General features: G+C 64.5%; 1 protein-coding gene (cut by a window edge). It reads left to right on the top strand.

Translation table 11 applies throughout. The features are described 5' to 3' along the window. On the top strand, positions 1 to 26,422 hold the 3' portion of the coding sequence (locus U8D42_RS09305) for a non-ribosomal peptide synthase/polyketide synthase (protein ID WP_348636947.1). Its footprint begins 13,337 nt before the window's first position; the window shows 26,422 of its 39,759 coding nt (coding positions 13,338–39,759); the start codon falls outside the window, past its left edge; it ends in the stop codon at positions 26,420 to 26,422.

Below are 26,422 nucleotides of genomic sequence, written 5' to 3'. Positions count from 1 at the left end.
GGCCGGTGCCGGGGTCGCGTACGGGTATTGGGGTCGGTCGGAGTTGACCGCATCGCGGTTTGTGGCGTGTCCGTTAGGGGCGCTGGGGTCCAGGATGTATCGCACCGGGGATCTGGTGTGCTGGGGTGCTGATGGCCTGTTGCGCTATGTGGGTCGCGCGGATGAGCAGGTCAAGATCCGCGGGTATCGCATCGAACTCGGCGAAATCCGCACCGCCCTCGCCGGACTAGATGGGGTGGGGCAGGCGGTGGTGATTGCCCGCGAGGACCACCCCGGGGATAAGCGTCTGGTCGGCTATGTGACCGAATCCGGTTCGGGCACGGTGGATCCGGTGGCGGTGCGCGCCGAGTTGGCGCAGCGCCTGCCGGGGTATATGGTGCCGGCCGCGATCGTGGTGCTCGAGGCGTTGCCGTTGACGGTCAACGGCAAACTCGACACCCGCGCCCTCCCCGCCCCGGAATACACCGGTGGTCAGTATCGGGCCCCGGGCAATCTGGTCGAGGACATCCTGGCCGGCATCTACGCGGAAGTCCTTGGGTTGGAGCGCGTCGGGATCGACGACTCCTTCTTCGATCTCGGTGGGGATTCGTTGTCGGCGATGCGGCTGATCGCCGCGACCAACACCAGCTTGGATGCTGACTTGTCGGTGCGGGCGGTGTTTGAGGCGCCGGCGATCGCGCAGTTGGCGCCCCGCATCGCCGCCAACGCCGGGGGCGGGCTGACCCCGCTGGTGGCCGGCCCGCGTCCGGAGCGGGTGCCGTTGTCGTTTGCCCAGTCCCGATTGTGGTTCTTGGATCAGTTGTTGGGCCGGTCGGCGGTCTACAACATGCCCGTGGCGGTGCGCCTGCACGGACCACTCGACGTTGACGCCCTGGAGGCCGCGCTCGGTGATCTGGTGGCCCGCCATGAAACCCTGCGCACCGTCTTCCCCGCGGTTGATGGGATTCCCGAACAGCAGGTGGTGCCGGTCGAGCGAGCCGATTTCGGCTGGGCGGTGATCGATGCCAGCAACTGGACGGATACCCGGTTGGATGCGGCGATCGAGGCCGCAGCACGCCACCGGTTTGATTTGGTGGCCGAGATTCCGTTGCGGGTCCAGCTTTTCCGGTTGGGCTTAGATGAGTATGTGTTGGTGGCGGTGGCCCACCATATCGCTGCTGATGGTTGGTCGATCACTCCGCTGATACGGGATCTGGGTGTGGCCTATGCCGCTCGGGCTAAGGGCCAGGTTCCGGGTTGGGTGCCGTTGGCGGTGCAGTACGCCGACTACACACTCTGGCAACGTGAGCAGTTCGGTGACTTAGACGATCCGGATAGTGTGATCGGCGGGCAGTTGGCTTACTGGCAGCACGCGTTGGCCGGCATGCCTGAACGGCTGGTGTTGCCGACGGATCGGCCGTATCCGGCGGTGGCCGATTATCGCGGGGCCAGCCTCACGATCGAGTGGCCCGCCGAGCTGCAGCAGCAGATCACCTGGGTAGCCCGCGCGCATAATGCGACGAGCTTCATGGTGGTGCAGGCCGGCTTGGCAGTCTTGTTGGCCAAACTCAGCGTCGGTTGTGATGTGGCCGTGGGGTTCCCGATCGCCGGCCGGCGCGACCCCGCTCTGGATGAGCTGGTCGGGTTTTTCGTCAACACCCTGGTGTTACGCGTCGATCTGGCCGACGACCCCAGCATCGCCGAACTCCTTAGCCAGGTGCGTGCCCGCAGCCTGGCCGCCTTTGAGCACCCAGACGTGCCCTTTGAGGTGTTGGTGGAACGGCTGCAACCCACCCGCAGCCTGGCCCACCATCCGTTGGTGCAGGTGATGTTGGCCTGGCAACAGCACAACCTGACCGATTTGGACCTGGGGGAGCTGCAGGCCAACCCCATAGCGGTGCAAACCCACACGGCCCGCATGGATTTGACCTTCTCCCTGGCCGAAACCTTCACCGATGCCGGCCAGCCGGCCGGCATCGCCGGCACGGTGGAATTCCGCACCGACATCTTCGACCCCAACACCATCCACACCCTGATCACCCGATTCCAGCGCGTGCTGACGGCGATGACGGCTGACCCGCAGCGGCTGTTGTCCTCGATCCAGGTGCTCGACGCGTCGGAGCTGGCCTGTGTGGAGGGGTGGGGGAACCGCGCCGTGTTGGACCGCCCCGCCACGCCGCGGGTGTCGATTCCGGCGGCGTTTGCCGCGCAGGTGGCACAAACCCCGGGGGCGATGGCGTTGACTTTCAGGGACCGGTCCTGGACGTATCAGGAACTCGACGAGTCGGCGAATCAGTTAGCGCACTTGTTAATTCGGCACGGTGCGGGTCGGGGTGAGTGTGTGGGATTGCTGATGCCGCGCTGTGGGCAGGCGGTCGTGGCGATCCTGGGGGTGTTGAAGTCGGGGGCGGCGTATGTGCCGATCGATCCTGGGCTGCCGGCGGCGCGGATCGGGTTCATGCTCGCTGATGCGGCTCCGGTGATGGTGTTGACCACCGCCGGGTTGCGGTCACGGCTGGATGGTCATGGTGTGCCGGTCATTGATGTTGATGATCCTGTTGTGGATACCCAGCCGGCTATACCGTTGCCGGGTCCGGCGGTCGACGATATCGCGCACATTGTCTATACCTCGGGGACGACCGGTGTGCCTAAAGGTGTTGCTGTCACGCATCGCAATGTGACCCAGTTGTTTGATTCGTTGGAGATGGGTGTGCGGCTGGGGCCGGGGCAGGTGTGGTCGCAGTTTCATTCGTATGCGTTTGACTTTTCGGTGTGGGAGATCTGGGGTGCGTTGTTGCATGGGGCACGGTTGGTGGTGGTGCCCGAAGCGCTAACCCGTTCTGCGGATGATTTTCACGCGTTGCTGGTGACTGAGCGGGTCAGTGTGCTCACTCAGACTCCCTCTGCGGTGGGGGTGCTCTCGACGGATGGTTTGGACTCGGCGGCGCTGGTGATCGGCGCCGAGGTGTGTCCGGCGGAGGTGGTGGATCGGTGGGCGCCGGGGCGGGTGATGGTCAATGTCTACGGGCCGACCGAGACCACGATGTGGGCATCCAAGAGTATCCCGCTGGCTGCTGGGGTGGGTGCCCCGCCGATTGGGTCGCCGGTGTCGGGGGCGGCGTTGTTTGTGTTGGACGTGTGGTTGTGTGTGGTGCCGGTGGGGGTGGTGGGGGAGTTGTATGTGGCCGGTGCCGGGGTGGGGGTGGGGTATTGGGGTCGGGCGGGGTTGACTGCGTCGCGGTTTGTGGCGTGTCCGTTCGGCAGCCCGGGGTCGCGGATGTATCGGACCGGGGATTTGGTGTGTTGGGGTGCTGACGGGCAGCTGCGCTATGTGGGCCGGGCGGATGAGCAGGTCAAGATCCGCGGGTTCCGCATCGAATTGGGGGAGATCCGGGCCGCGCTAGCCGGGCTAGACGGGGTGGGGCAGGCGGTGGTGATTGCCCGCGAGGACCACCCCGGGGATAAGCGTCTGGTCGGCTATGTGACCGAATCCGGTTCGGGCACGGTGGATCCGGTGGCGGTGCGCGCCGAGTTGGCGCAGCGGTTGCCGTCTTATATGGTGCCGGCTGCGATCGTGGTACTCGAGGCGTTGCCGTTGACGGTTAATGGGAAACTCGACACCCGCGCCCTCCCCGCACCGGATTACACCGGTGGTCAGTATCGGGCCCCGGGCAGTCTGGTCGAGGACATCCTGGCCGGCATCTACGCGCAAATCCTCGGATTGGAGCGGGTCGGGGTCGATGACTCCTTTTTCGAGTTGGGTGGGGATTCGTTGTCGGCGATGCGTTTGATCGCCGCGATCAACAATTCTTTGGATGTTGACTTGTCGGTGCGGGCGGTGTTTGAGGCGCCGGCGATCGCGCAGTTGGCGCCCCGCATCCAGGCCAACGCCGGGGGTGGGGGTGGGTTGGCCCCGCTGACCGTACAAGAGCGCCCAGCGGTGGTGCCGTTGTCGTTTGCCCAGTCCCGGTTGTGGTTCTTGGATCAGTTGTTGGGCCGGTCGGCGGTCTACAACATGCCCGTTGCGCTGGGGTTAGGTGGGCCACTTGATGTTGAGGCCCTGGAGGCCGCGCTCGGTGATGTGGTGGGCCGCCATGAAAGCCTGCGTACCATCTTCCCCGCCACCGACGGGACCCCCCACCAGCAGCTGATCCCGGTTGAGCGGGCCGATTTTGGTTGGCGGGTGATTGATGCCAGCGGGTGGCCAGAAAGCCAGCTACATGAGGCCATCGCCGCGGTGGCCGGCTACCGGTTTGATTTGGCGGTCGAGGTTCCGTTGCGGGCGCAGCTTTTCCGGGTGGGCGTCGATGAGTTTGTGTTGGTGGCCGTAGCCCACCATATTGCTGCTGATGGTTGGTCGATCACTCCGCTGATACGGGATCTGGGTGTGGCCTATGCCGCTCGGGCTAAGGGCCAGGTTCCGGGTTGGGTGCCGTTGGCGGTGCAGTACGCCGATTACACGCTGTGGCAGCGTGAGCAGTTCGGTGGCTTAGAGGATCCCGATAGTGTGATCGGCGGGCAGTTGGCTTACTGGCAGCACGCGTTGGCCGGGATGCCTGAACGGCTGGTGTTGCCCACGGATCGGCCGTATCCGGCGGTGGCCGATTATCGCGGAGCCAGCCTCACCATCGAGTGGCCCGCGCAGTTGCAGCAGCAAATCACCCAAGTAGCCCGCGCGCATAATGCGACCAGTTTCATGGTCATCCAAACCGCCCTCGCGGTGCTGCTGGCCAAACTCAGCGCCAATACCGAGGTGGCGGTGGGGTTCCCGATCGCCGGCCGGCGCGACCCCGCTCTGGATGAGCTGGTCGGGTTCTTCGTCAACACCCTGGTGTTGCGGCTGGATCTGGCCGGCGACCCCAGCATCGCCGAACTCCTTAGCCAGGTGCGCGCCCGCAGCCTGGCCGCCTTTGAGCACCAAGACGTGCCCTTCGAAGTACTCGTGGAACGACTGCACCCCACCCGCTCCCTGGCCCACCACCCCCTAGTGCAGGTCATGCTGGCCTGGCAAAACCTGCCCGAGCACAACGAGGACTTGGCTGGCGGACTAGCGCTGGGGGACCAGGCGCGGGTCAGCCCGCTGCCGGTGCAAACTCACACCGCGCGCATGGATTTGACCTTCTCCCTGACCGAAAAGTTCACCGACGCGGGCCAGCCAGCTGGGATTAGTGGGGCGGTGGAATTTCGCACCGACATCTTCGACCCCCACACCATCCACACCCTGATCACCCGATTCCAGCGCGTGCTGACGGCGATGACGGCTGACCCGCAGCGGCTGTTGTCCTCGATCCAGGTGCTCGACGCGTCGGAGCTGGCCTGTGTGGAGGGGTGGGGGAACCGCGCCGTGTTGGACCGCCCCGCCACGCCGGGGGTGTCGATTCCGGCGGCGTTTGCCGCGCAGGTGGCACAAACCCCGGGGGCGGTGGCGTTGACTTTCGGGGACCGGTCCTGGACGTATCAGGAACTCGACGAGTCGGCGAATCAGTTAGCGCACTTGTTAATTCGGCACGGTGCGGGTCGGGGTGAGTGTGTGGGATTGCTGATGCCGCGCTGCCCAGAGGCGATCGTGGCGATCCTGGCGGTGCTCAAGTCCGGGGCGGCCTACGTACCAATAGATCCCGGTCTACCGACAGCCCGCGTCAAGTTCATGCTCACCGACGCCACCCCGGTCGCGGTGTTGACTACCGCTGAGTTGCGCTCGCGGCTCGATGGCCATGACGTGGCGGTCATCGATGTCAACGATCCCGCCATCGATGCCCAGCCGGCTATACCGTTGCCGGGCCCGACTTCGGAGGATGTTGCGTATCTGATTTACACCTCAGGTACTACCGGTGTTCCTAAAGGTGTTGCCGTTAACCATCACAACGTGACCCAGCTGCTGGAGACGCTGGACGGTCAGGTGGAGCGGGTGGGGGTGTGGTCGCAGTGGCATTCCTATGCGTTCGATGTTTCGTTCTGGGAGATTTTCGGTGCGCTGTTGAGTGGGGGCCGGTTGGTAGTGGTACCCGAGGCGGTGGTCGGCTCCCCGGATGACTTGCACGCCTTGCTGATTGCTGAACAGGTCAGTGTGTTGAGTCAGACCCCGTCGGCGGTGGGGATGCTTTCGCCGCAGGGGTTGGAGTCGGTGGCGTTGGTGGTGGCCGGGGAAGCGTGTCCGGCTGAGGTGGTGGATCGGTGGGCGCCGGGGCGGGTGATGCTCAACGCTTATGGGCCGACCGAGACCACCGTGTATGCGGCGATCAGCGCCCCGCTCACCCCGGGCACGGGGGTGGTGCCGATCGGGTCGCCGGTATCAGGGGCGGCGCTGTTCGTCTTGGACCCGTGGTTGGGTGCGGTGCCGGTGGGGGTGGTCGGGGAACTGTATGTGGCCGGCGCCGGGGTCGGGGTGGGGTATTGGGGCCGGTCATCGTTGACCGCGTCGCGGTTTGTGGCCTGCCCCTTCGGCAGCCCGGGGTCGCGGATGTATCGCACCGGGGATTTGGTGTGCTGGGGCACTGACGGGCAGCTGCAGTATGTGGGCCGGGCCGATGAGCAGGTCAAGATCCGCGGGTATCGCATCGAACTCGGCGAAATCCGCACCGCCCTGGCGAACGTGGACGGGGTGGGGCAGGCGGTGGTGATCGCCCGCGAGGACCACCCCGGCGACAAACGCCTAATCGGCTATGTGACCGAATCCGGTTCGGGCACGGTGGATCCGGTGGCGGTGCGCTCTCAACTTGCGCAGCGGTTGCCGTCTTATATGGTGCCGGTCGCGATCGTGGTGCTCGACGCGTTGCCGTTGACGGTTAACGGGAAACTCGACACCCGCGCCCTCCCCGCACCCGACTACACCGGCACCCACTATCGCGCCCCGGGCACTCCCATTGAGGAAATGTTGGCCGGCATTTATGCCCAGGTGTTGGGCATGGAGCGGGTCGGGGTCGATGACTCCTTCTTCGATCTGGGTGGGGACAGCATTTTGTCGATGCAGGTGGTGGCCCGGGCGCGGGCGGCTGGCCTGTTGTGTCGGCCGCGTGATGTCTTCGTCGAGCAAACCGTGGCCCGGCTGGCCCGGGTGGCCGAGGTAGCGGTCGGCGGCGAGCTTGCCCCAATGGACGAGGGTGTCGGGCCGCTGGTCGCCACCCCGATCATGCGGTGGCTGCAGGGTGTGGACGGTCCGGTTGACCAGTTCAACCAGACGATGGTGGTGCAGGCGCCGGCCGGGGTCACCGAGGGCGACGTGGTGGTGGTGTTGCAGGCCCTGCTGGATCGGCATGCCATGTTGCGGTTGTGTGTCGACGACGACGCCGGCGGATGGGCGCTATGGGTACCCGAGCCGGGGTCGGTGAACGCCAGCGATTGCCTGCAGGCGGTGGACGCGTTATGCGATGACGCGTTGGTAGAGGCGCGGTCGCGGTTGAACCCGGGCGCTGGGGTGATGGTCAGTGCGCTATGGGTGGGCGCCACGGGCCAGTTGGTGTTGATCGTTCACCACCTGGCTATTGATGGGGTGTCATGGCGAATTTTGTTGGAGGATTTGAATATCGCCTGGGCTCAGCATCACAGTGGTCAGCCGGTCGTCTTGCCCGTCGTGGGGACGTCGTTTGCTCGGTGGTCGGGGCTGCTCGATAAGTACGCCCACACCCCAGAAGTGATCAGCCAGGCCGAGGTGTGGCGGCAGGTGGCGACAACCGCTGTCTTATTGCCGCCGGTGCAACCGCGGGTAGATACGTATGCGAGTGCGGGGCAGTTGTCGGTGTCGTTGGATGCCGAGACCACACGCCTGCTGCTCGGTGAGGTGCCCGCGGCGTTTCACGCTGGCGTGCAAGACATTTTATTGATCGCGTTCGGCTTGGCCTTCGTGGAATTCCTGGGTCCTGCTGCCGCGGCGGTCGGTATCGATGTGGAGGGCCACGGGCGCCACGAGGAGCTAGGCGACGGGTTGGACTTGTCGCGCACGGTGGGCTGGTTCACCGCCAAGTACCCGGTGGCGTTGGCGCCCGGTGAGCTGGACTGGTCGCAGGTGGTAGCCGGTGAAGCCGCGCTGGGGGCGGTCATCAAGGACGTCAAAGAACAGCTGCGCGCCCTGCCGCATCCTCTGACGTATGGTCTGCTGCGGTATTTGAATCCCGAGGTTGAGCTGGCCGGGTCAGATCCGGTGATCGGGTTTAACTACTTGGGCCGGGTGGGCGGCCAGGGTGAGATGTCGGCTGGTTTGTGGCGGCTCGATCGAGACGGCTTGTCGTTGACCGGTGCGGCCACGGCAGTGGCGATGCCGTTGATGCATACCGTGGGGCTCAACGCCGCCACCGTGGACACGGAGGCTGGCCCGCATCTGCAGGCGGCTTGGACGTGGGCGCGCTCGGCACTCGATGAGCAGCAGGTCAGCCGGCTCAGCCGGTTGTGGTTTGAGGCCCTAGCTGGTATCTGCGCGCATGTCCAACACGGTGGGGGTGGGTTGACTCCCTCCGATATTGCGCCGGCCCGGTTGAGTCAGGTTCAGATCGATGAGTTGTGTCGGCAGGATCGGGTTGCCGATATTTTGCCGTTGACCCCCTTGCAGCAGGGGTTGCTCTTTCATGCCAGTACCGCGCAGGGCGGCGATGATGTGTATGCGGTGCAGCTGGATATCACCGTGACTGGCGGCCTGGATCCCGACCGTCTGCGCGAGGCGGTGCATACGGTGGTGCTGCGCCATCCGCACCTGCTGGCCCGGTTCTGGGACCGGTTCGGGGAGCCGGTGCAGATCATCCCGGCTGAGCCCGAGTTGACGTGGCGGTATGTCGAACTGGACGCCAGCACCGACGGCGACGGGGTTGGCGTCGATGAAATCCAGCGGTTGTGTGCGAGCGAGCGGGCCGCGGTGTGCGATCTGGGCAGCCAGCCGGCTTTTCGGGCCGCGTTGATCCGCACCGCGGGCGATCAGCACCGGTTTGTGCTGACGAATCACCACATCGTGCTCGATGGCTGGTCGCTGCCGATCTTGTTGCAGGAAATCTTCGCCAGCTATTACGGGCAGCGGCTGCCTGCTCCGGTGCCCTATCGCCGGTTTGTAAGCTGGCTGACCGCCCAAGATCGCGCTGCCGGCCAGGCGGCGTGGTGCGAGGTGTTCACCGGGTTCGAGGCCCCCACACTGGTGGGTCCGCCGGGCCGATTGACGCTGGGGCGGCGCGGTGTTGTGTCGTCTAGGGTGTCTGAGCAGACCACGCTGGCCCTTGTGGAGTTGGCCCGCTCGTGTCACACCACCGTGAGCACCGTGCTGCAGGCCGGCTTCGCGCAGCTGTTGTGCGGGTTGACCGGCCAGCATGATCTCGCTTTTGGCATCACCGTCTCAGGACGGCCCGCCGAGCTGAGCGGCGCGGAATCGATGGTGGGCCTATTGATCAACACGGTGCCGGTGCGTGCCACCCTAACCGCGTCGACTAGCACCGTAGACCTGCTCGAGGCGCTGCACCGCATCCACAACAACACCCTGGACCATCAGCACTTGGCGCTCAACGAGATTCACCGCGCCACTGGACACGACCAACTGTTTGACACCTTGTTCGTGTACGCAAACTATCCGGTCGACACCACCGCAATGGCCGGGCCACACGAGTTGGCCATCGACGAGGTCACGAGCCGCGAATACAACCACTACCCGCTGACACTGCAAGTGGCGCCCGGTCAGGAACTGGGCCTGCGGGTCGAATACGACACCAACATTTTCGACCCCAACACCATCCACACCCTGATCACCCGATTCCAGCGCGTGCTGACGGCGATGACGGCTGACCCGCAGCGGCTGTTGTCCTCGATCCAGGTGCTCGACGCGTCGGAGCTGGCCTGTCTGGAGGAGTGGGGTAACCGCGCCGTGTTGGACCGCCCGGTGGGTTCGGGGGTGTCGATTCCGGATGTGTTTGCCGCCCAGGTGGCACAAACCCCGGAGGCGGTGGCGCTGACTTGTGAGGGTCTTTCGCTGACGTATCGGGAGTTGGATGAGTCGGCGAATCGGTTGGCGCACTCGCTGGTTGCCCAGGGCGCGACCCCGGGTGGGTGTGTGGGGTTGCTGGTGCCGCGCTGCCCAGAGGCGATCGTGGCGATCCTGGCGGTGCTCAAGTCCGGGGCGGCGTATGTGCCAATCGATCCGGGTCTGCCGGCCGCGCGGATCGGGTTCATACTCACCGACGCCACCCCGGTCGCGGTGCTGACCACCGCTGAGTTGCGCTCGCGGCTCGATGGTCATGACGTGGCGGTCATCGATGTCAACGATCCCGCTATCGATGCCCAGCCGGCTACCGCGTTGCCGGGCCCGGCGCCTGAGGATGTGGCGTATCTGATTTACACCTCGGGCACCACCGGGGTGCCCAAAGGTGTGGCTGTTGCCCATCACAACGTGATCGAGCTGCTGGCGTCGGCGGGTGCCTTTGTGGAGCGGGCGGGGGTGTGGTCGCAATTCCATTCCTATGCGTTCGACTTTTCGGTGTGGGAGATCTTCGGCGCCCTGCTAGGTGGGGGCCGGTTGGTGGTAGTGCCCGAAACGGTGACCCGTTCCCCAGACGATTTCCACGCCCTGCTGGCTGCTGAGGGTGTCAGTGTGCTGAGTCACACCCCGTCGGCGTTTTATGCGTTGCAAAACCTTGATGGATTATCAGCGGGATTGGGTCGACAGCTGGCGCTGGAATCGGTGGTGTTTGGTGGGGAAGCCCTCGAGCCTGCGCGTCTTAAGACGTGGTTCGGCCACCATGGAGGCTCGACGCGGCTGATCAACATGTATGGCACCACCGAGACGACGGTGCATGCCTCGGTGCGTGAGATCGTCGCCGGCGATGTCGCGGGCATAGCGAGCCCGATCGGAGTGCCGTTGGCGCATTTGGGCTTTTTTGTACTTGATCAGTGGTTACGTGCGGCGCCAATCGGGGTGGTCGGGGAGTTGTATGTGGCCGGTGCCGGGGTCGCGTACGGGTATTGGGGTCGGGCTGGGTTGACCGCATCGCGGTTTGTGGCGTGTCCGTTAGGGGCGCTGGGGTCCAGGATGTATCGCACCGGGGATTTGGTGTGTTGGGGTGCTGATGGCCTGTTGCGCTATGTGGGTCGCGCGGATGAGCAGGTCAAGATCCGCGGGTATCGCATCGAACTCGGCGAAATCCGCACCGCCCTCGCCGGACTAGATGGGGTGGGGCAGGCGGTGGTGATTGCCCGCGAGGACCACCCCGGGGATAAGCGTCTGGTCGGCTATGTGACCGAATCCGGTTCGGGCACGGTGGATCCGGTGGCGGTGCGCGCCGAGTTGGCGGACCGGTTGCCGTCTTATATGGTGCCGGCTGCGATCGTGGTGCTCGATACCCTGCCGTTGACGGTTAATGGGAAACTCGACACCCGCGCCCTCCCCGCACCGGATTACACCGGTGGTCAGTATCGGGCCCCGGGCAGTCTGGTCGAGGACATCCTGGCCGGCATTTATGCCCAGGTGTTGGGCATAGAGCGGGTCGGGGTCGATGACTCCTTTTTCGAGTTGGGTGGGGATTCGTTGTCGGCGATGCGTTTGATCGCCGCGATCAACAATTCTTTGGATGTTGACTTGTCGGTGCGGGCGGTGTTTGAGGCGCCGGCGATCGCGCAGTTGGCGCCCCGCATCCAGGCCAACGCCGGGGGTGGGGGTGGGTTGGCCCCGCTGACCGTACAAGAGCGCCCAGCGGTGGTGCCGTTGTCGTTTGCCCAGTCCCGATTGTGGTTCTTGGATCAGTTGCAGGGGCCTTCTGCGGTCTACAACATGCCCGTTGCGCTGGGGTTAGGTGGGCCACTTGATGTTGAGGCCCTGGAGGCCGCGCTCGGTGATGTGGTGGGCCGCCATGAAAGCCTGCGTACCATCTTCCCCGCCACCGACGGGACCCCCCACCAGCAGCTGATCCCGGTTGAGCGGGCCGATTTTGGTTGGCGGGTGATTGATGCCAGCGGGTGGCCAGAAAGCCAGCTACATGAGGCCATCGCCGCGGTGGCCGGCTACCGGTTTGATTTGGCGGTCGAGGTTCCGTTGCGGGCGCAGCTTTTCCGGGTGGGCGTCGATGAGTTTGTGTTGGTGGCCGTAGCCCACCATATTGCTGCTGATGGTTGGTCGATCACTCCGCTGATACGGGATCTGGGTGTGGCCTATGCCGCTCGGGCTAAGGGCCAGGTTCCGGGTTGGGTGCCGTTGGCGGTGCAGTACGCCGATTACACGCTGTGGCAGCGTGAGCAGTTCGGTGGCTTAGAGGATCCCGATAGTGTGATCGGCGGGCAGTTGGCTTACTGGCAGCACGCGTTGGCCGGGATGCCTGAACGGCTGGTGTTGCCCACGGATCGGCCGTATCCGGCGGTGGCCGATTATCGCGGAGCCAGCCTCACCATCGAGTGGCCCGCGCAGTTGCAGCAGCAAATCACCCAAGTAGCCCGCGCGCATAATGCGACCAGTTTCATGGTCATCCAAACCGCCCTCGCGGTGCTGCTGGCCAAACTCAGCGCCAATACCGAGGTGGCGGTGGGGTTCCCGATCGCCGGCCGGCGCGACCCCGCTCTGGATGAGCTGGTCGGGTTCTTCGTCAACACCCTGGTGCTACGCGTCGATCTAGCCGGCGACCCCAGCATCGCCGAACTCCTTAGCCAGGTGCGCGCCCGCAGCCTGGCCGCCTTTGAGCACCAAGACGTGCCCTTCGAAGTACTCGTGGAACGACTGCACCCCACCCGCTCCCTGGCCCACCACCCCCTAGTGCAGGTCATGCTGGCCTGGCAAAACCACGACCTGACCCAACTGGACCTAGGTGATCTACAGGCCAACCCCGTACCGCTGCAAACTCACACCGCGCGCATGGATTTGACCTTCTCCCTGACCGAAAAGTTCACCGACGCGGGCCAGCCAGCTGGGATTAGTGGGGCGGTGGAATTTCGCACCGACATCTTCGACCCCCACACCATCCACACCCTGATCACCCGATTCCAGCGCGTGCTCGCGGCGATGACCGCCGACCCCACCCAGCAGGTCTCCTCGGTCGGGGTGCTCGACGCCGATGAGCATGCCCGACTAGCGGTGTGGGGTAACCGGGCGGTGTTGGACCAGCCGATGGCAGCAGCGTCGGGGGTGTCGATCCCGGATGTGTTTGCCGCCCAAGTCGTCTGCGCCCCGGTGGCGGTGGCGTTGACGTTCGGGGGCCGGTCGTGGACGTATCGGGAGCTCGATGAGTCGGCGAATCGGTTGGCGCACTGGCTGGTTGCCCGGGGGGCGGGCCCGGGTGGGTGTGTGGGGTTGTTGTTGCCGCGCTGCGCGCAGGCGATCGTAGGGATCCTGGCGGTGCTCAAGTCCGGGGCGGCGTATGTGCCAATCGATCCAGGCTTGCCGGCAGCGCGGATCGAGTTCTTGCTCACTGATGCCGCCCCGGTCGCGGTGCTCACCACCGCCGAGCTGCGCTCGCGGCTCGATGGCCATGACGTGGCGGTCATCGATGTCAACGATCCGGTCATCGATGCCCAGCCGGTCACACCGTTGCCGGGCCCGGCTGCCGAGGATGTGGCGTATCTGATTTACACCTCAGGTACTACCGGTGTTCCTAAAGGTGTTGCGGTGACGCATGGCAACGTGACTTCGCTGCTGGCGTCGGCGGGTGCGTATGTGGAGCGGGTGGGAGTGTGGTCGCAGTGGCATTCGTATTCCTTTGATGTGTCGGTGTGGGAGATTTTCGGTGCGCTGTTGGGTGGGGGCCGGTTGGTGGTGGTACCCGAGGCGGTGGTCGGTTCCCCGGATGACTTGCATGCCTTGCTGATTGCTGAACGGGTCAGTGTGTTGAGTCAGACCCCGTCGGCAGTGGCGATGCTGTCTCCGCAGGGGTTGGACTCGGTGGCGTTGGTGGTGGCCGGGGAAGCGTGTCCGGTTGAGGTGGTGGATCGGTGGGCGCCGGGGCGGGTGATGCTCAACGCTTATGGGCCGACTGAGACCACGGTGTATGCGGCGATGAGTGCCCCGCTCACCCCGGGCACGGGGGTGGTGCCGATCGGGTCGCCGGTATCAGGGGCGGCGCTGTTCGTCTTGGACCCGTGGTTGCAGCCGGTGCCGGCGGGGGTGGTCGGGGAACTGTATGTGGCTGGCGCCGGGGTCGGGGTGGGCTATGTGCGTCGGTCACCGTTGACTGCATCCCGGTTCGTGGCGTGTCCCTTCACCGGGACTGGAGCGCCGGGGTCGCGGATGTATCGCACCGGGGATCTGGTGTGCTGGGGCACTGACGGGCAGCTGCAGTATGTGGGCCGGGCCGATGAGCAGGTCAAGATCCGCGGATACCGCATCGAACTCGGCGAAATCCGCACCGCCCTGGCGAACGTGGACGGGGTGGAGCAGGCGGTGGTGATCGCCCGCGAGGACCACCCCGGCGATAAGCGCCTGATCGGGTATGTCACCCAATCCCAAACTGGGGCTGTTGATCCGGTCGCCATCCGCGCCCAACTCGCGGATCGGTTGCCAGCCTATATGGTGCCGGCCGCGATCGTGGTGCTCGATACCCTGCCGTTGACGGTCAACGGCAAACTCGACACCCGCGCCCTGCCCGCACCCGACTACACCAGCGCCCACTATCGGGCCCCGGCCAGTCTGACCGAAGAAATGTTGGCCGGCATTTATGCCCAGGTGTTGGGCATAGAGCGGGTCGGGGTCGATGACTCCTTTTTCGAGTTGGGTGGGGATTCGTTGTCGGCGATGCGTTTGATCGCCGCGATCAACAATTCTTTGGATGTTGACTTGTCGGTGCGGGCGGTGTTTGAGGCGCCGGCGATCGCGCAGTTGGCACCCCGCATCCAAGCGAGGGGTGGGAGTGGGCTGGCGCCGCTGGTGGCCGGGGAGCGGCCGCAGTGGGTGCCGTTGTCGTTTGCCCAGTCCCGATTGTGGTTCTTGGATCAGTTGCAGGGGCCTTCTGCGGTCTACAACATGCCCGTTGCGCTGGGGTTAGGTGGGCCACTTGATGTTGAGGCCCTGGAGGCCGCGATCGGTGATGTGGTGGGCCGCCATGAAAGCCTGCGTACGGTGTTCCCGGCGGTCGACGGGGTTGCTGAGCAGGTGGTGGTGCCGGTTGAGGGGGTTGAGTTCGGCTGGGCGGTGATCGATGCCAGCGGCTGGCCGCAAAGTCGGTTACGTGAGGCCGTGGGCGCGGTGGCGCGTCGCCCGTTTGATTTGGCTACCGAGATCCCGTTGCGGGCACAGCTTTTCGGTGTCGCTGACGATGAGTATGTGCTGGTGATCGTGGTGCATCATATCGCTGGGGATGGTTGGTCGATCGCCCCGTTGGCGCGTGATCTGGGGATGGCTTATGCCGCCCGGTCGGTGGGTCAGGTTCCGGGTTGGGTGCCGTTGGCGGTGCAGTATGCCGATTACACGTTGTGGCAGCGTGAGCAGTTGGGCGATCTTGATGACAGCGGTAGCCGCATCGGCGCGCAGTTGGCTTACTGGCAAGACGCGTTGGCCGGGTTGCCCGAGCGCCTGGCTTTGCCGACGGATCGGCCGTATCCGGCGGTGGCCGATTATCGCGGAGCCAGCCTCACCATCGACTGGCCCGCGCAGTTGCAGCAGCAAATCACCCAAGTAGCCCGCGCGCATAATGCGACCGGTTTCATGGTCATCCAAACCGCCCTCGCGGTGCTGCTGGCCAAACTCAGCGCCAATACCGAGGTGGCCGTGGGGTTCCCGATCGCCGGCCGGCGCGACCCCGCCCTCGATGAGCTGGTCGGGTTCTTCGTCAACACCCTGGTGTTGCGGCTGGATCTGGCCGGCGACCCCAGTGTGGCCGAACTCCTAGGGCAGGTGCGGACGCGCAGTCTGGCCGCCTTTGAGCATCAAGATGTGCCTTTTGAGGTGTTGGTGGAGCGGCTCAACCCCACTCGCAGCCTGACTCATCATCCTTTGTTTCAGGTGGCGTTGGCCTGGCAAAACTTTGCCTGGTCTGCCAATGATCCCGCGGCGGGGTTGGCCTTGGGGGATGTGCAGGTCACTCCGCTGCCCGCAGAGACTAGTACCGCCCGTTGGGATCTGACGTTTTTCCTGGCTGAACGGTGGACCGAGGGCGGTGAGCCCGCCGGGATCGGCGGGGCGGTGGAATTTCGCACCGATGTGTTCGACCCGCAAAGCATCCAAACGCTGATCGATCGGTTCGAGCGGGTGTTGGTGGGGATGACGGCCGATCCGGCTCGCCGGCTGTCGTCGATGGAGCTGCTCGATGAGGCTGAGCATGCCCGCCTGGATGAGATCGGTAATCGGGCGGTGTTGACCCAGTCGGTGTCGGTGTCGGTGTCGATTCCGGTGTTGTTTAGCCAGCAGGTGGCGCGCACGCCGCAGGCGGTGGCGATCAGTTACGAGGGCCGCTCGGTGACTTACCGCGAGCTAGATGAGGCGGCCAACCGGTTGGCGCACCTGTTGACAGCTCATGGGGTGGGCCCGGGTTCGTGTGTGGCGCTGGTGTTTTCGCGGTCCGTGGAGGCGGTCGTAGCGATTATGGCGGTGCTCAAGGCCGGGGCGGCTTATCTGCCGATCGACCCGGCGTTGCCGGCAGCGCGGATCGGATTCATGGTGGCTGATGCCGCGCCGATCGCCGCGATTACCACCACCGGGCTGGTCGATCGGCTGCACGGGCATGACCTGGTGGTCATCACTGTCGATGATCCCGCGATCCAGACCCAGCCGGCCACACCACTGCCGGGCCCGGCGCCAGAAGATATTGCGTATCTGATTTACACCTCGGGCACCACCGGGGTGCCTAAAGGCGTTGCCATAAGCCATCACAACGTCATCCAGTTGTTGGCGTCGCTGGACGGGCAGTTGGATCCGGCGGGGGTGTGGACACAGTGTCATTCCCTGGCTTTTGACTTCTCGGTGTGGGAGATCTTCGGTGCACTGCTCGGTGGGGGCCGGTTGGTGGTGGTATCGGAGGCGGTGGCGCGCTCACCAGAGGAGTTCCACGCTGTGCTGGTGGGTGAGCAAGTCAGTGTGTTGAGCCGGACTCCGTCGGCGTTTTATGTCTTGCAAACCACTGATGCGCTCCAGCCCGAGCGGGCAGAGCAGCTGAAGCTTGCGACGGTGGTGTTCGGCGGAGAAGCCCTTGAGCCCGCGCGTCTTTCGACGTGGCTGCACAACCACCCGCGATCACCGCGGTTGATCAACATGTATGGCATCACCGAGACAACAGTGCATGCCTCGTTCCGCGAGATCCTCACAGACGATGTCGGCACCACGATCAGCCCGATCGGGGTGCCGTTGGCCCACCTTGGCTTCTTTGTGCTCGATCGGTGGTTGCGTGCGGTGCCGGCCGGGGTGGTCGGGGAGTTGTATGTGGCCGGCGCCGGTGTGGGGGTGGGGTATTGGCGTCGGGCGGGGTTGACCGCATCGCGGTTTGTGGCGTGTCCCTTTGGCGGTGCCGGGGCGCGGATGTATCGCACCGGGGATTTGGTGCGCTGGGGTGGTGATGGGCAGCTGCGGTATGTGGGCCGGGCCGATGAACAGGTCAAGATCCGCGGGTATCGCATCGAACTCGGTGAGGTCCAGGCCGTGCTGGCGGCGCATCCTCGGGTGGGTCAGGCGGTGGTGATCGCCCATACAGCCTCCTCCACCGTTAATGCCGACCAGGGGGCCAGCGACAAGCAGTTGGTGGGCTATGTCGTGCTGGATCAGCAGATGGTGCTGGTGCGAGAGCCGCAACGGGAGGCGCAGCTCGTTGGCCAGTGGCAGACAGTGTATGAGGGCCTGTATTCGCAGGTGAGCTCTGCGCAGGGCGCCCCAGCGGTATTGGGGGAGGATTTCGGGGGCTGGAACAGCAGTTATACCGGGGCACCCATCCCCTTAGAAGAGATGCGCCAGTGGCAGGCGGCGGCGGTGGAGCGGATCCGCAAGCTGGGTCCGCAGCGGGTGTTGGAGATCGGGGTCGGTAGCGGGTTGTTGTTGGCCCGGTTGGCCCCTGATTGTGTCGAGTACTGGGGTACGGACTTCTCCGCGGCGACGGTTCAGCAGCTGCAGGCGGCGGTGGCGTCGCAGTCCTGGGCGGATCGGGTGCGGTTGCGGGTGCAGCCGGCCGATGCGGCCGCGGGGTTGCCGCAGGCGCATTTCGATGTGGTGGTGCTCAACTCGGTGATCCAGTACTTCCCCAGCGCGGGCTATCTGCTGGATGTGCTGGCAGCCGCGATGCGGTTGTTGGCACCGGGCGGGGCGGTGTTTATCGGCGATGTGCGCAACCTGTCGTTGTTGCAGGCGTTTACCACCAAGGTGTTGTGCACCGACACCAGTGACGACACCGCCGCGGTGCTGCGTGAGCGGGTGCGCCGCGAAATGCTTGCCGAGCAGGAACTGCTGTTGGCGCCGGAGTTCTTTGCGGCGTTGCCCCAACACCTTCCCGACATCGCGGCCGTTGATGTGCAGCTCAAACAGATGGGTGCGGTCAACGAACTCAGCAGCTACCGATACGAGGTCGTGCTGCATAAGGCGCCGGCGCCGGCGCGCTCGCTTGCCCACCTACCCTGCCAACCCTGGCAGCGGTTCACAACCCTGGCCAGGCTGGGCGAATACCTGCAGTCGCAGCGCCTGCCGGAGCTGCGCGTCACCGGAGTACCCCATGGCGGGATATGGCCTGATGTGGCACTGGCATCCGCGCTGACCGCCGCCGGCGACCGGGTGCCCGTCAGCCAGTTGCGTGCCGAAATCTGTGCACCCGATGCGCTATTGCCGCACCAGTGTCAGCTGCTGGGCCAAGAACTGGGATACACCACAGCGCTGACCTGGTCACCGACCGCTGGGCTGATGGACCTCATCTTCACCCACACCAGCCACGCATCTAAGGACTCCCCGCTGCCGGCGCTGTCAGATCTCTACCTGCCCGCCACACCGGTGGGCTCAATTGCCGGCTATGTCAACGACCCCTCAGCCATCGAACGAGTGGCCGAACTGCGCGGCTTTGTCGCAGACCGCCTGCCCGAATACATGGTGCCCGCAGCGATCATGGTGCTCGATGCCCTGCCACTGACGGTCAACGGCAAACTCGATCGGCGCGCGTTACCCGCCCCAGAATTCATCAGTGCGGTGGCATACCGAGCACCGCGTGACCAACAAGAACACGTATTGGCCGCGCTGTTCAGCGACGTTCTCGGAGTGACACGAGTCGGCATCGACGACGTGTTTTTCGATCTGGGTGGCCATTCACTATCAGCAATCCGGCTGGCGGCGCGGATCCAGGCCGAACTCGGTGTCGAAGTCCCAATCCGGACATTGTTCGACATCCCCACCGTGGCCGGGCTGGCCCAATGGCTCAAAGAACATCCCAGCCAACCCGCGCTCGCACCCTTAACAACCCAACAGCGGCCCGAGCGGGTGCCGTTGTCGTTTGCCCAGTCCCGGTTGTGGTTTATCGACCAGCTACTGGGCCCCTCGGCGGTCTACAACATGCCCATCGCACTGCACCTGCAAGGCCACCTAGACACCGACGCCCTGGGCGCCGCACTCGCTGACGTAGTGGCCCGCCATGAAAGCCTGCGCACCATATTCCCCGCAACCCACGGAATCCCCCACCAAGTAGTAGTGCCCCCCGAACAAACAGATTTTGGCTGGGCCATCATCGATGCCAGCAACTGGCCGCCCGAGCGCCTCAAGGACGCCATCGCCGCAGTGGCACGTCACACATTTGATCTGGCAGTCGAAATCCCGTTGCAGGCACAACTTTTCCACCTCACCCCAGACCAATACGTGTTAGCCGCCGTAGCCCACCACATCGCCGCCGACGGCTGGTCAATCACCCCACTGGTGACCGATTTAGCGACCGCCTATGCCGCCCGCACTCAAGGCCACCCCCCCGATTGGACCCCGTTGCCGGTGCAATACGCCGACTACACACTCTGGCAGCGTGAACAACTCGGCGACCTCAACGACCCCAACAGCCCAATCGCCGCGCAACTGGCCTACTGGCAACACGCCCTGGCCGGGATGCCCGAACGCCTGGTGCTGCCCACGGATCGGCCGTATCCGGCGGTGGCCGATCACCACGGGGCCAGCCTCACCATCAACTGGCCCACCGAACTCCACCAACAAATCACCGAACTGGCCCGCACCCACCAGGTCAGCAGCTTCATGGTCATCCAAACCGCCCTCGCGGTGCTGCTGGCCAAACTCAGCACCAACACCGACGTAGCCATCGGATTCGCGATCGCCGGACGCCGCGACCCGGCCCTGGACGAGCTAATGGGTTGTTTCTTCAACACGTTGGTGCTACGGGTCGACCTGGCAGGCGACCCCAGCATCACCGAACTGCTGGACCAGGTGCGCACCCGCAGCCTAACCGCCTACGAACACCAAGACCTGCCCTTCGAACTACTCATCGAACGACTCCACCCCACCCGCAGCCTGGCCCACCACCCCTTAATACAGGTCATGCTCTCCTGGCAAAACCTCCCCGGACAAAACCACGAACTGACCAGGCTGGCCTTCGGGGATCTGCAGGTCACACCGCTGGCCACGGAGACCCAGGTCGCCCGCATGGACTTGACATTTTTCGTTGGGGAACGCTGGAACGAGGTCGGCGAGCCCGCGGGGATCGCCGGGGCGGTGGAATTCCGCACCGACGTCTTCGACACCGACAGCATCGACACCCTGATCACGCGGTGGCGCCAGGTGCTCTCAGCCATGACCACCGACCCTCAACGGCCGGTGTCCTCGATCGATCTGCTCGACGAGTCAGAACAGGCGCGTCTCGATGTGGTCGGCAACCGCGCGATATTGAACCAGCCAATGGCAGCGGCGTCGTCAATCCCGCAAGCCTTTGCCGCCCAAGTCACCTGCACCCCGCACGCGGTGGCGCTGAGCTTCGGGGACCGGTCCTGGACGTATCGGGAACTCGATGAGGCCACGAATCGGTTGGCTTACTTACTGGCTAACCGTGGGGCAGGCCCAGGTCAGTACGTGGGGATACTCATGTCGCGATCGGCGGAGGCGATCTTCGCGATCCTGGCGATACTCAAGACCGGGGCGGCCTATGTGCCGATGGACCCAGAATGGCCGACCGCGCGGATCGAATTCATCCTCATCGACGCCAACCCGACCGCCATTATCACCACCGCCGAGTTGCGGTCACGGCTGGATGGCCATGACGAGCGAGTCATCGATACCACCGACCCCACCCTCGACGCCCACCCGATCACACCACTGCCAGACCCGGCGCCCGACGACGTCGCGTATCTGATTTACACCTCAGGCACCACCGGGGTGCCCAAAGGCGTTGCCGTCACCCACCACAACGTCACCCAACTGATCGAGCTCCTCGATGCCGGCCTGACGGCTGGGCAGGTGTGGACACAGTGTCACTCCTATGCCTTCGACTTTTCGGTGTGGGAGATCTTCGGCGCCCTGCTGCATGGGGGGCGGCTGGTGGTGGTACCCGAGGCGGTGGTCGGCTCCCCAGACGACTTCCACGCCCTACTGGTCAGCGAAAACATCGGTGTGTTATGCCAAACCCCCAATGCGGTGGCGACGCTTTGCCCGGAGGGTTTGGAGTCGACGGCTTTGCTGGTGGGTGGGGAGGCGTGTCCGGTTGAGGTGGTGGATCGGTGGGCGCCTGGGCGGGTGATGGTCAATGCTTATGGCCCGACGGAGACCACAGTTTGGGTGGCGATCAGTGCCCCGCTGGCCCCGGGTCCGGCGGTGGTGCCGATTGGGTCGCCGGTGTCGGGGGCGGCGTTGTTTGTGTTGGACGTGTGGTTGTGTGTGGTGCCGGTGGGGGTGGTGGGGGAGTTGTATGTGGCCGGTGCCGGGGTGGGGGTGGGGTATTGGGGTCGGGCGGGGTTGACTGCGTCGCGGTTTGTGGCGTGTCCGTTCGGCAGCCCGGGGTCGCGGATGTATCGGACCGGGGATTTGGTGTGTTGGGGTGCTGACGGGCAGCTGCGCTATGTGGGCCGGGCGGATGAGCAGGTCAAGATCCGCGGGTTCCGCATCGAATTGGGGGAGATCCGGGCCGCGCTAGCCGGGCTAGACGGGGTGGGGCAGGCGGTGGTGATTGCCCGCGAGGACCACCCCGGGGATAAGCGTCTGGTCGGCTATGTGACCGAATCCGGTTCGGGCACGGTGGATCCGGTCGCCATCCGCACCGAGTTGGCGCAGCGGTTGCCGTCTTATATGGTGCCGGCTGCGATCGTGGTGCTCGATACCCTGCCGTTGACGGTTAATGGGAAACTCGACACCCGCGCCCTCCCCGCACCGGATTACACCGGTGGTCAGTATCGGGCCCCGGGCAGTCTGGTCGAGGACATCCTGGCCGGCATTTATGCCCAGGTGTTGGGCATAGAGCGGGTCGGGGTCGATGACTCCTTTTTCGAGTTGGGTGGGGATTCGTTGTCGGCGATGCGTTTGATCGCCGCGATCAACAATTCTTTGGATGTTGACTTGTCGGTGCGGGCGGTGTTTGAGGCGCCGGCGATCGCGCAGTTGGCGCCCCGCATCCAGGCCAACGCCGGGGGTGGGGGTGGGTTGGCCCCGCTGACCGTACAAGAGCGCCCAGCGGTGGTGCCGTTGTCGTTTGCCCAGTCCCGATTGTGGTTCTTGGATCAGTTGCAGGGGCCTTCTGCGGTCTACAACATGCCCGTTGCGCTGGGGTTAGGTGGGCCACTTGATGTTGAGGCCCTGGAGGCCGCGCTCGGTGATGTGGTGGGCCGCCATGAAAGCCTGCGTACCATCTTCCCCGCCACCGACGGGACCCCCCACCAGCAGCTGATCCCGGTTGAGCGGGCCGATTTTGGTTGGCGGGTGATTGATGCCAGCGGGTGGCCAGAAAGCCAGCTACATGAGGCCATCGCCGCGGTGGCCGGCTACCGGTTTGATTTGGCGGTCGAGGTTCCGTTGCGGGCGCAGCTTTTCCGGGTGGGCGTCGATGAGTTTGTGTTGGTGGCCGTAGCCCACCATATTGCTGCTGATGGTTGGTCGATCACTCCGCTGATACGGGATCTGGGTGTGGCCTATGCCGCTCGGGCTAAGGGCCAGGTTCCGGGTTGGGTGCCGTTGGCGGTGCAGTACGCCGATTACACGCTGTGGCAGCGTGAGCAGTTCGGTGACTTAGAGGATCCCGATAGTGTGATCGGCGGGCAGTTGGCTTACTGGCAGCACGCGTTGGCCGGGATGCCTGAACGGCTGGTGTTGCCCACGGATCGGCCGTATCCGGCGGTGGCCGATTATCGCGGAGCCAGCCTCACCATCGACTGGCCCGCGCAGTTGCAGCAGCAAATCACCCAAGTAGCCCGCGCGCATAATGCGACCAGTTTCATGGTCATCCAAACCGCCCTCGCGGTGCTGCTGGCCAAACTCAGCGCCAATACCGAGGTGGCGGTGGGGTTCCCGATCGCCGGCCGGCGCGACCCCGCTCTGGATGAGCTGGTCGGGTTCTTCGTCAACACCCTGGTGCTACGCGTCGATCTGGCCGGCGACCCCAGCATCGCCGAACTCCTTAGCCAGGTGCGCGCCCGCAGCCTGGCCGCCTTTGAGCACCAAGACGTGCCCTTCGAAGTACTCGTGGAACGACTGCACCCCACCCGCTCCCTGGCCCACCACCCCCTAGTGCAGGTCATGCTGGCCTGGCAAAACCTGCCCGAGCACAACGAGGACTTGGCTGGCGGACTAGCGCTGGGGGACCAGGCGCGGGTCAGCCCGCTGCCGGTGCAAACTCACACCGCGCGCATGGATTTGACCTTCTCCCTGACCGAAAACTTCACCGACGCGGGCCAGCCAGCTGGGATTAGTGGCACGGTGGAATTTCGCACCGACATCTTCGACCCCCACACCATCCACACCCTGATCACCCGATTCCAGCGCGTGCTGACGGCGATGACGGCTGACCCGCAGCGGCTGTTGTCCTCGATCCAGGTGCTCGACGCGTCGGAGCTGGCCTGTGTGGAGGGGTGGGGGAACCGCGCCGTGTTGGACCGCCCCGCCACGCCGGGGGTGTCGATTCCGGCGGCGTTTGCCGCGCAGGTGGCACAAACCCCGGGGGCGGTGGCGTTGACTTTCAGGGACCGGTCCTGGACGTATCAGGAACTCGACGAGTCGGCGAATCAGTTAGCGCACTTGTTAATTCGGCACGGTGCGGGTCGGGGTGAGTGTGTGGGATTGCTGATGCCGCGCTGCCCAGAGGCGATCGTGGCGATCCTGGCGGTGCTCAAGTCCGGGGCGGCCTACGTACCAATAGATCCCGGTCTACCGACAGCCCGCGTCAAGTTCATGCTCACCGACGCCACCCCAATCACCGTGGTAACCACCACCGATTCGCAGTCACGGCTCAACGGTCATGGCGTGCCGGTGATCGACATCAACAACCCCCTGATCGACAGCCAGCCAACCACACCACTGCCAGGACCGATGCCGACGCCGGAGGATATTGCGCACATCATTTATACCTCGGGGACGACCGGGGTGCCCAAAGGTGTTGCGGTGAGGCATCGCAACGTGACCCAGTTGTTCGACTCGCTTGAGATTGGGGTGCGGCTGGGGCCGGGGCAGGTGTGGTCGCAGTTTCATTCCTATGCGTTTGACTTTTCGGTCTGGGAGATTTTCGGCGCCCTGTTGAGTGGGGGCCGGTTGGTGGTGGTACCCGAAGCGCTAACCCGCTCACCGGAAGACTTCCACGCCCTGCTGCTCGGCGAACAAGTCAGCGTGCTCACCCAGACTCCCTCCGCGGTAGGGGCGCTCTCTCCGGAGGGGTTGGGGTCGACGGCGCTGGTTATCGGCGCCGAGGCTTGCCCACCTGAGCTGGTGGATCGGTGGGCGCCGGGGCGGGTGATGGTCAACGTCTACGGGCCCACCGAAACCACGATGTGGGCGTCCAAGAGTATCCCGCTGACACCGGGGGCGGGTGCCCCGCCGATCGGGTCGCCGGTATCAGGGGCGGCGTTGTTCGTCTTGGACCCGTGGTTGTGTGTGGTGCCGGTGGGGGTGGTGGGGGAGTTGTATGTGGCCGGCGCCGGGGTGGGGGTGGGGTATTGGGGCCGGTCATCGTTGACCGCGTCCCGGTTTGTGGCGTGTCCCTTCGGCAGCCCGGGGTCGCGGATGTATCGCACCGGGGATTTGGTGTGTTGGGGCGTCGACGGCCAGCTGCAGTACCTCGGCCGTGCTGATGAGCAGGTCAAGATCCGCGGGTATCGCATCGAACTGGGTGAAATCCGCACCGCCCTGGCCAATGTGGAGGGTGTCGAGCAGGCGGTGGTGATCGCCCGCGAAGACCACCCCGGCGACAAACGCCTGATCGGTTATGTCACCGAAACGGAGCCGGGCACAGTGGATCCGGTCGCGATCCGCGCCGAGTTGGCGGACCGGTTGCCGTCTTATATGGTGCCGGCCGCGATCGTGGTACTCGAGGCGCTACCCCTGACGGTCAACGGCAAACTCGACACCCGCGCCCTCCCCGCACCGGATTACACCGGTAAGGGGTATCGCGCCCCGGGCACTCTGACCGAGGAAATCCTGGCCGGCATCTACGCGCAAATCCTCGGATTGGAGCGCGTCGGGGTCGATGACTCCTTCTTCGATCTGGGTGGGGATTCGCTGACGGCGATGCGCCTGATCGCCGCCATCAACGCCAGTTTGGATGCCAACCTGTCGGTACGCACCCTCTTCGAGGCACCCACCGTGAGAAGTCTGCGTCAGCGGCTGCACAACGGTAGTGCGTCTGCCCAAGAGGTAGTTCCGGTTCAGATTCTGCAGCACGGCACCGGTGTTCCGTTGTTCTGCATTCATCCCGGCGGCGGCATGAGTTGGCCGTATCAAATTCTTGGCAATTACTTGGACTGCCCGATTATCGGAATCCAACAAGCCTTGCAGAACGAAGAAATTGAGCCGCGGTCAATTCAAGGAATGGCAAAAAACTATGCCGACAGAATCCAAGCGGTTAATCCTACCGGACCGTACAATATTCTGGGCTATTCTTTTGGCGGCGTCGTGGCCCATGAAATCGCCGTAGAGCTTCAACGACGCGGGTGCGCAATCTCACGTCTTATCCTTCTCGACGCCCAGCCCGGCGCCGAGAGCAGCGACCCAGGACCTGACTCCGCTGTAATCGAGAGACGCATATTAGAAGAGGTCTTACGGTTTTTTGATATCGCGATTCCTGAACAGGATGAGCCCCTTACTTACGAGCAGGTAGAGGAGCTGATCCGCGCACACGCGGCCATCGCAATTGCTCGATTTAAGGAGCTGTTAGATTCGATCCTCCAAAACCTTGACCACAATATGGCGTTGACTCGAGCTCACAAACCCGACATTTTTGATGGCGATATAACGATCTTTTCCGCCGCACGAGATGCGAGCGATGGTGATCCGTCATTGTTGCAAAGTTGGCGGCCTTATGTCGTCGGGAACATTACAGAATACTCGATCGACTGTACGCATGAAGAGATGCTGACCGCCGTATCGCTCAGCATGTACGGCAGGCAACTTCAATATTGGTTAGCCCCTGGATCTGCCCCGTGA

The organism is Mycobacterium europaeum (assembly GCF_034555895.2).
GTDB classification, from domain to species: domain Bacteria; phylum Actinomycetota; class Actinomycetes; order Mycobacteriales; family Mycobacteriaceae; genus Mycobacterium; species Mycobacterium europaeum.
Note: the sequence above shows the minus strand (reverse complement) of the source record. Positions and strands in the feature narration are given on the sequence as shown.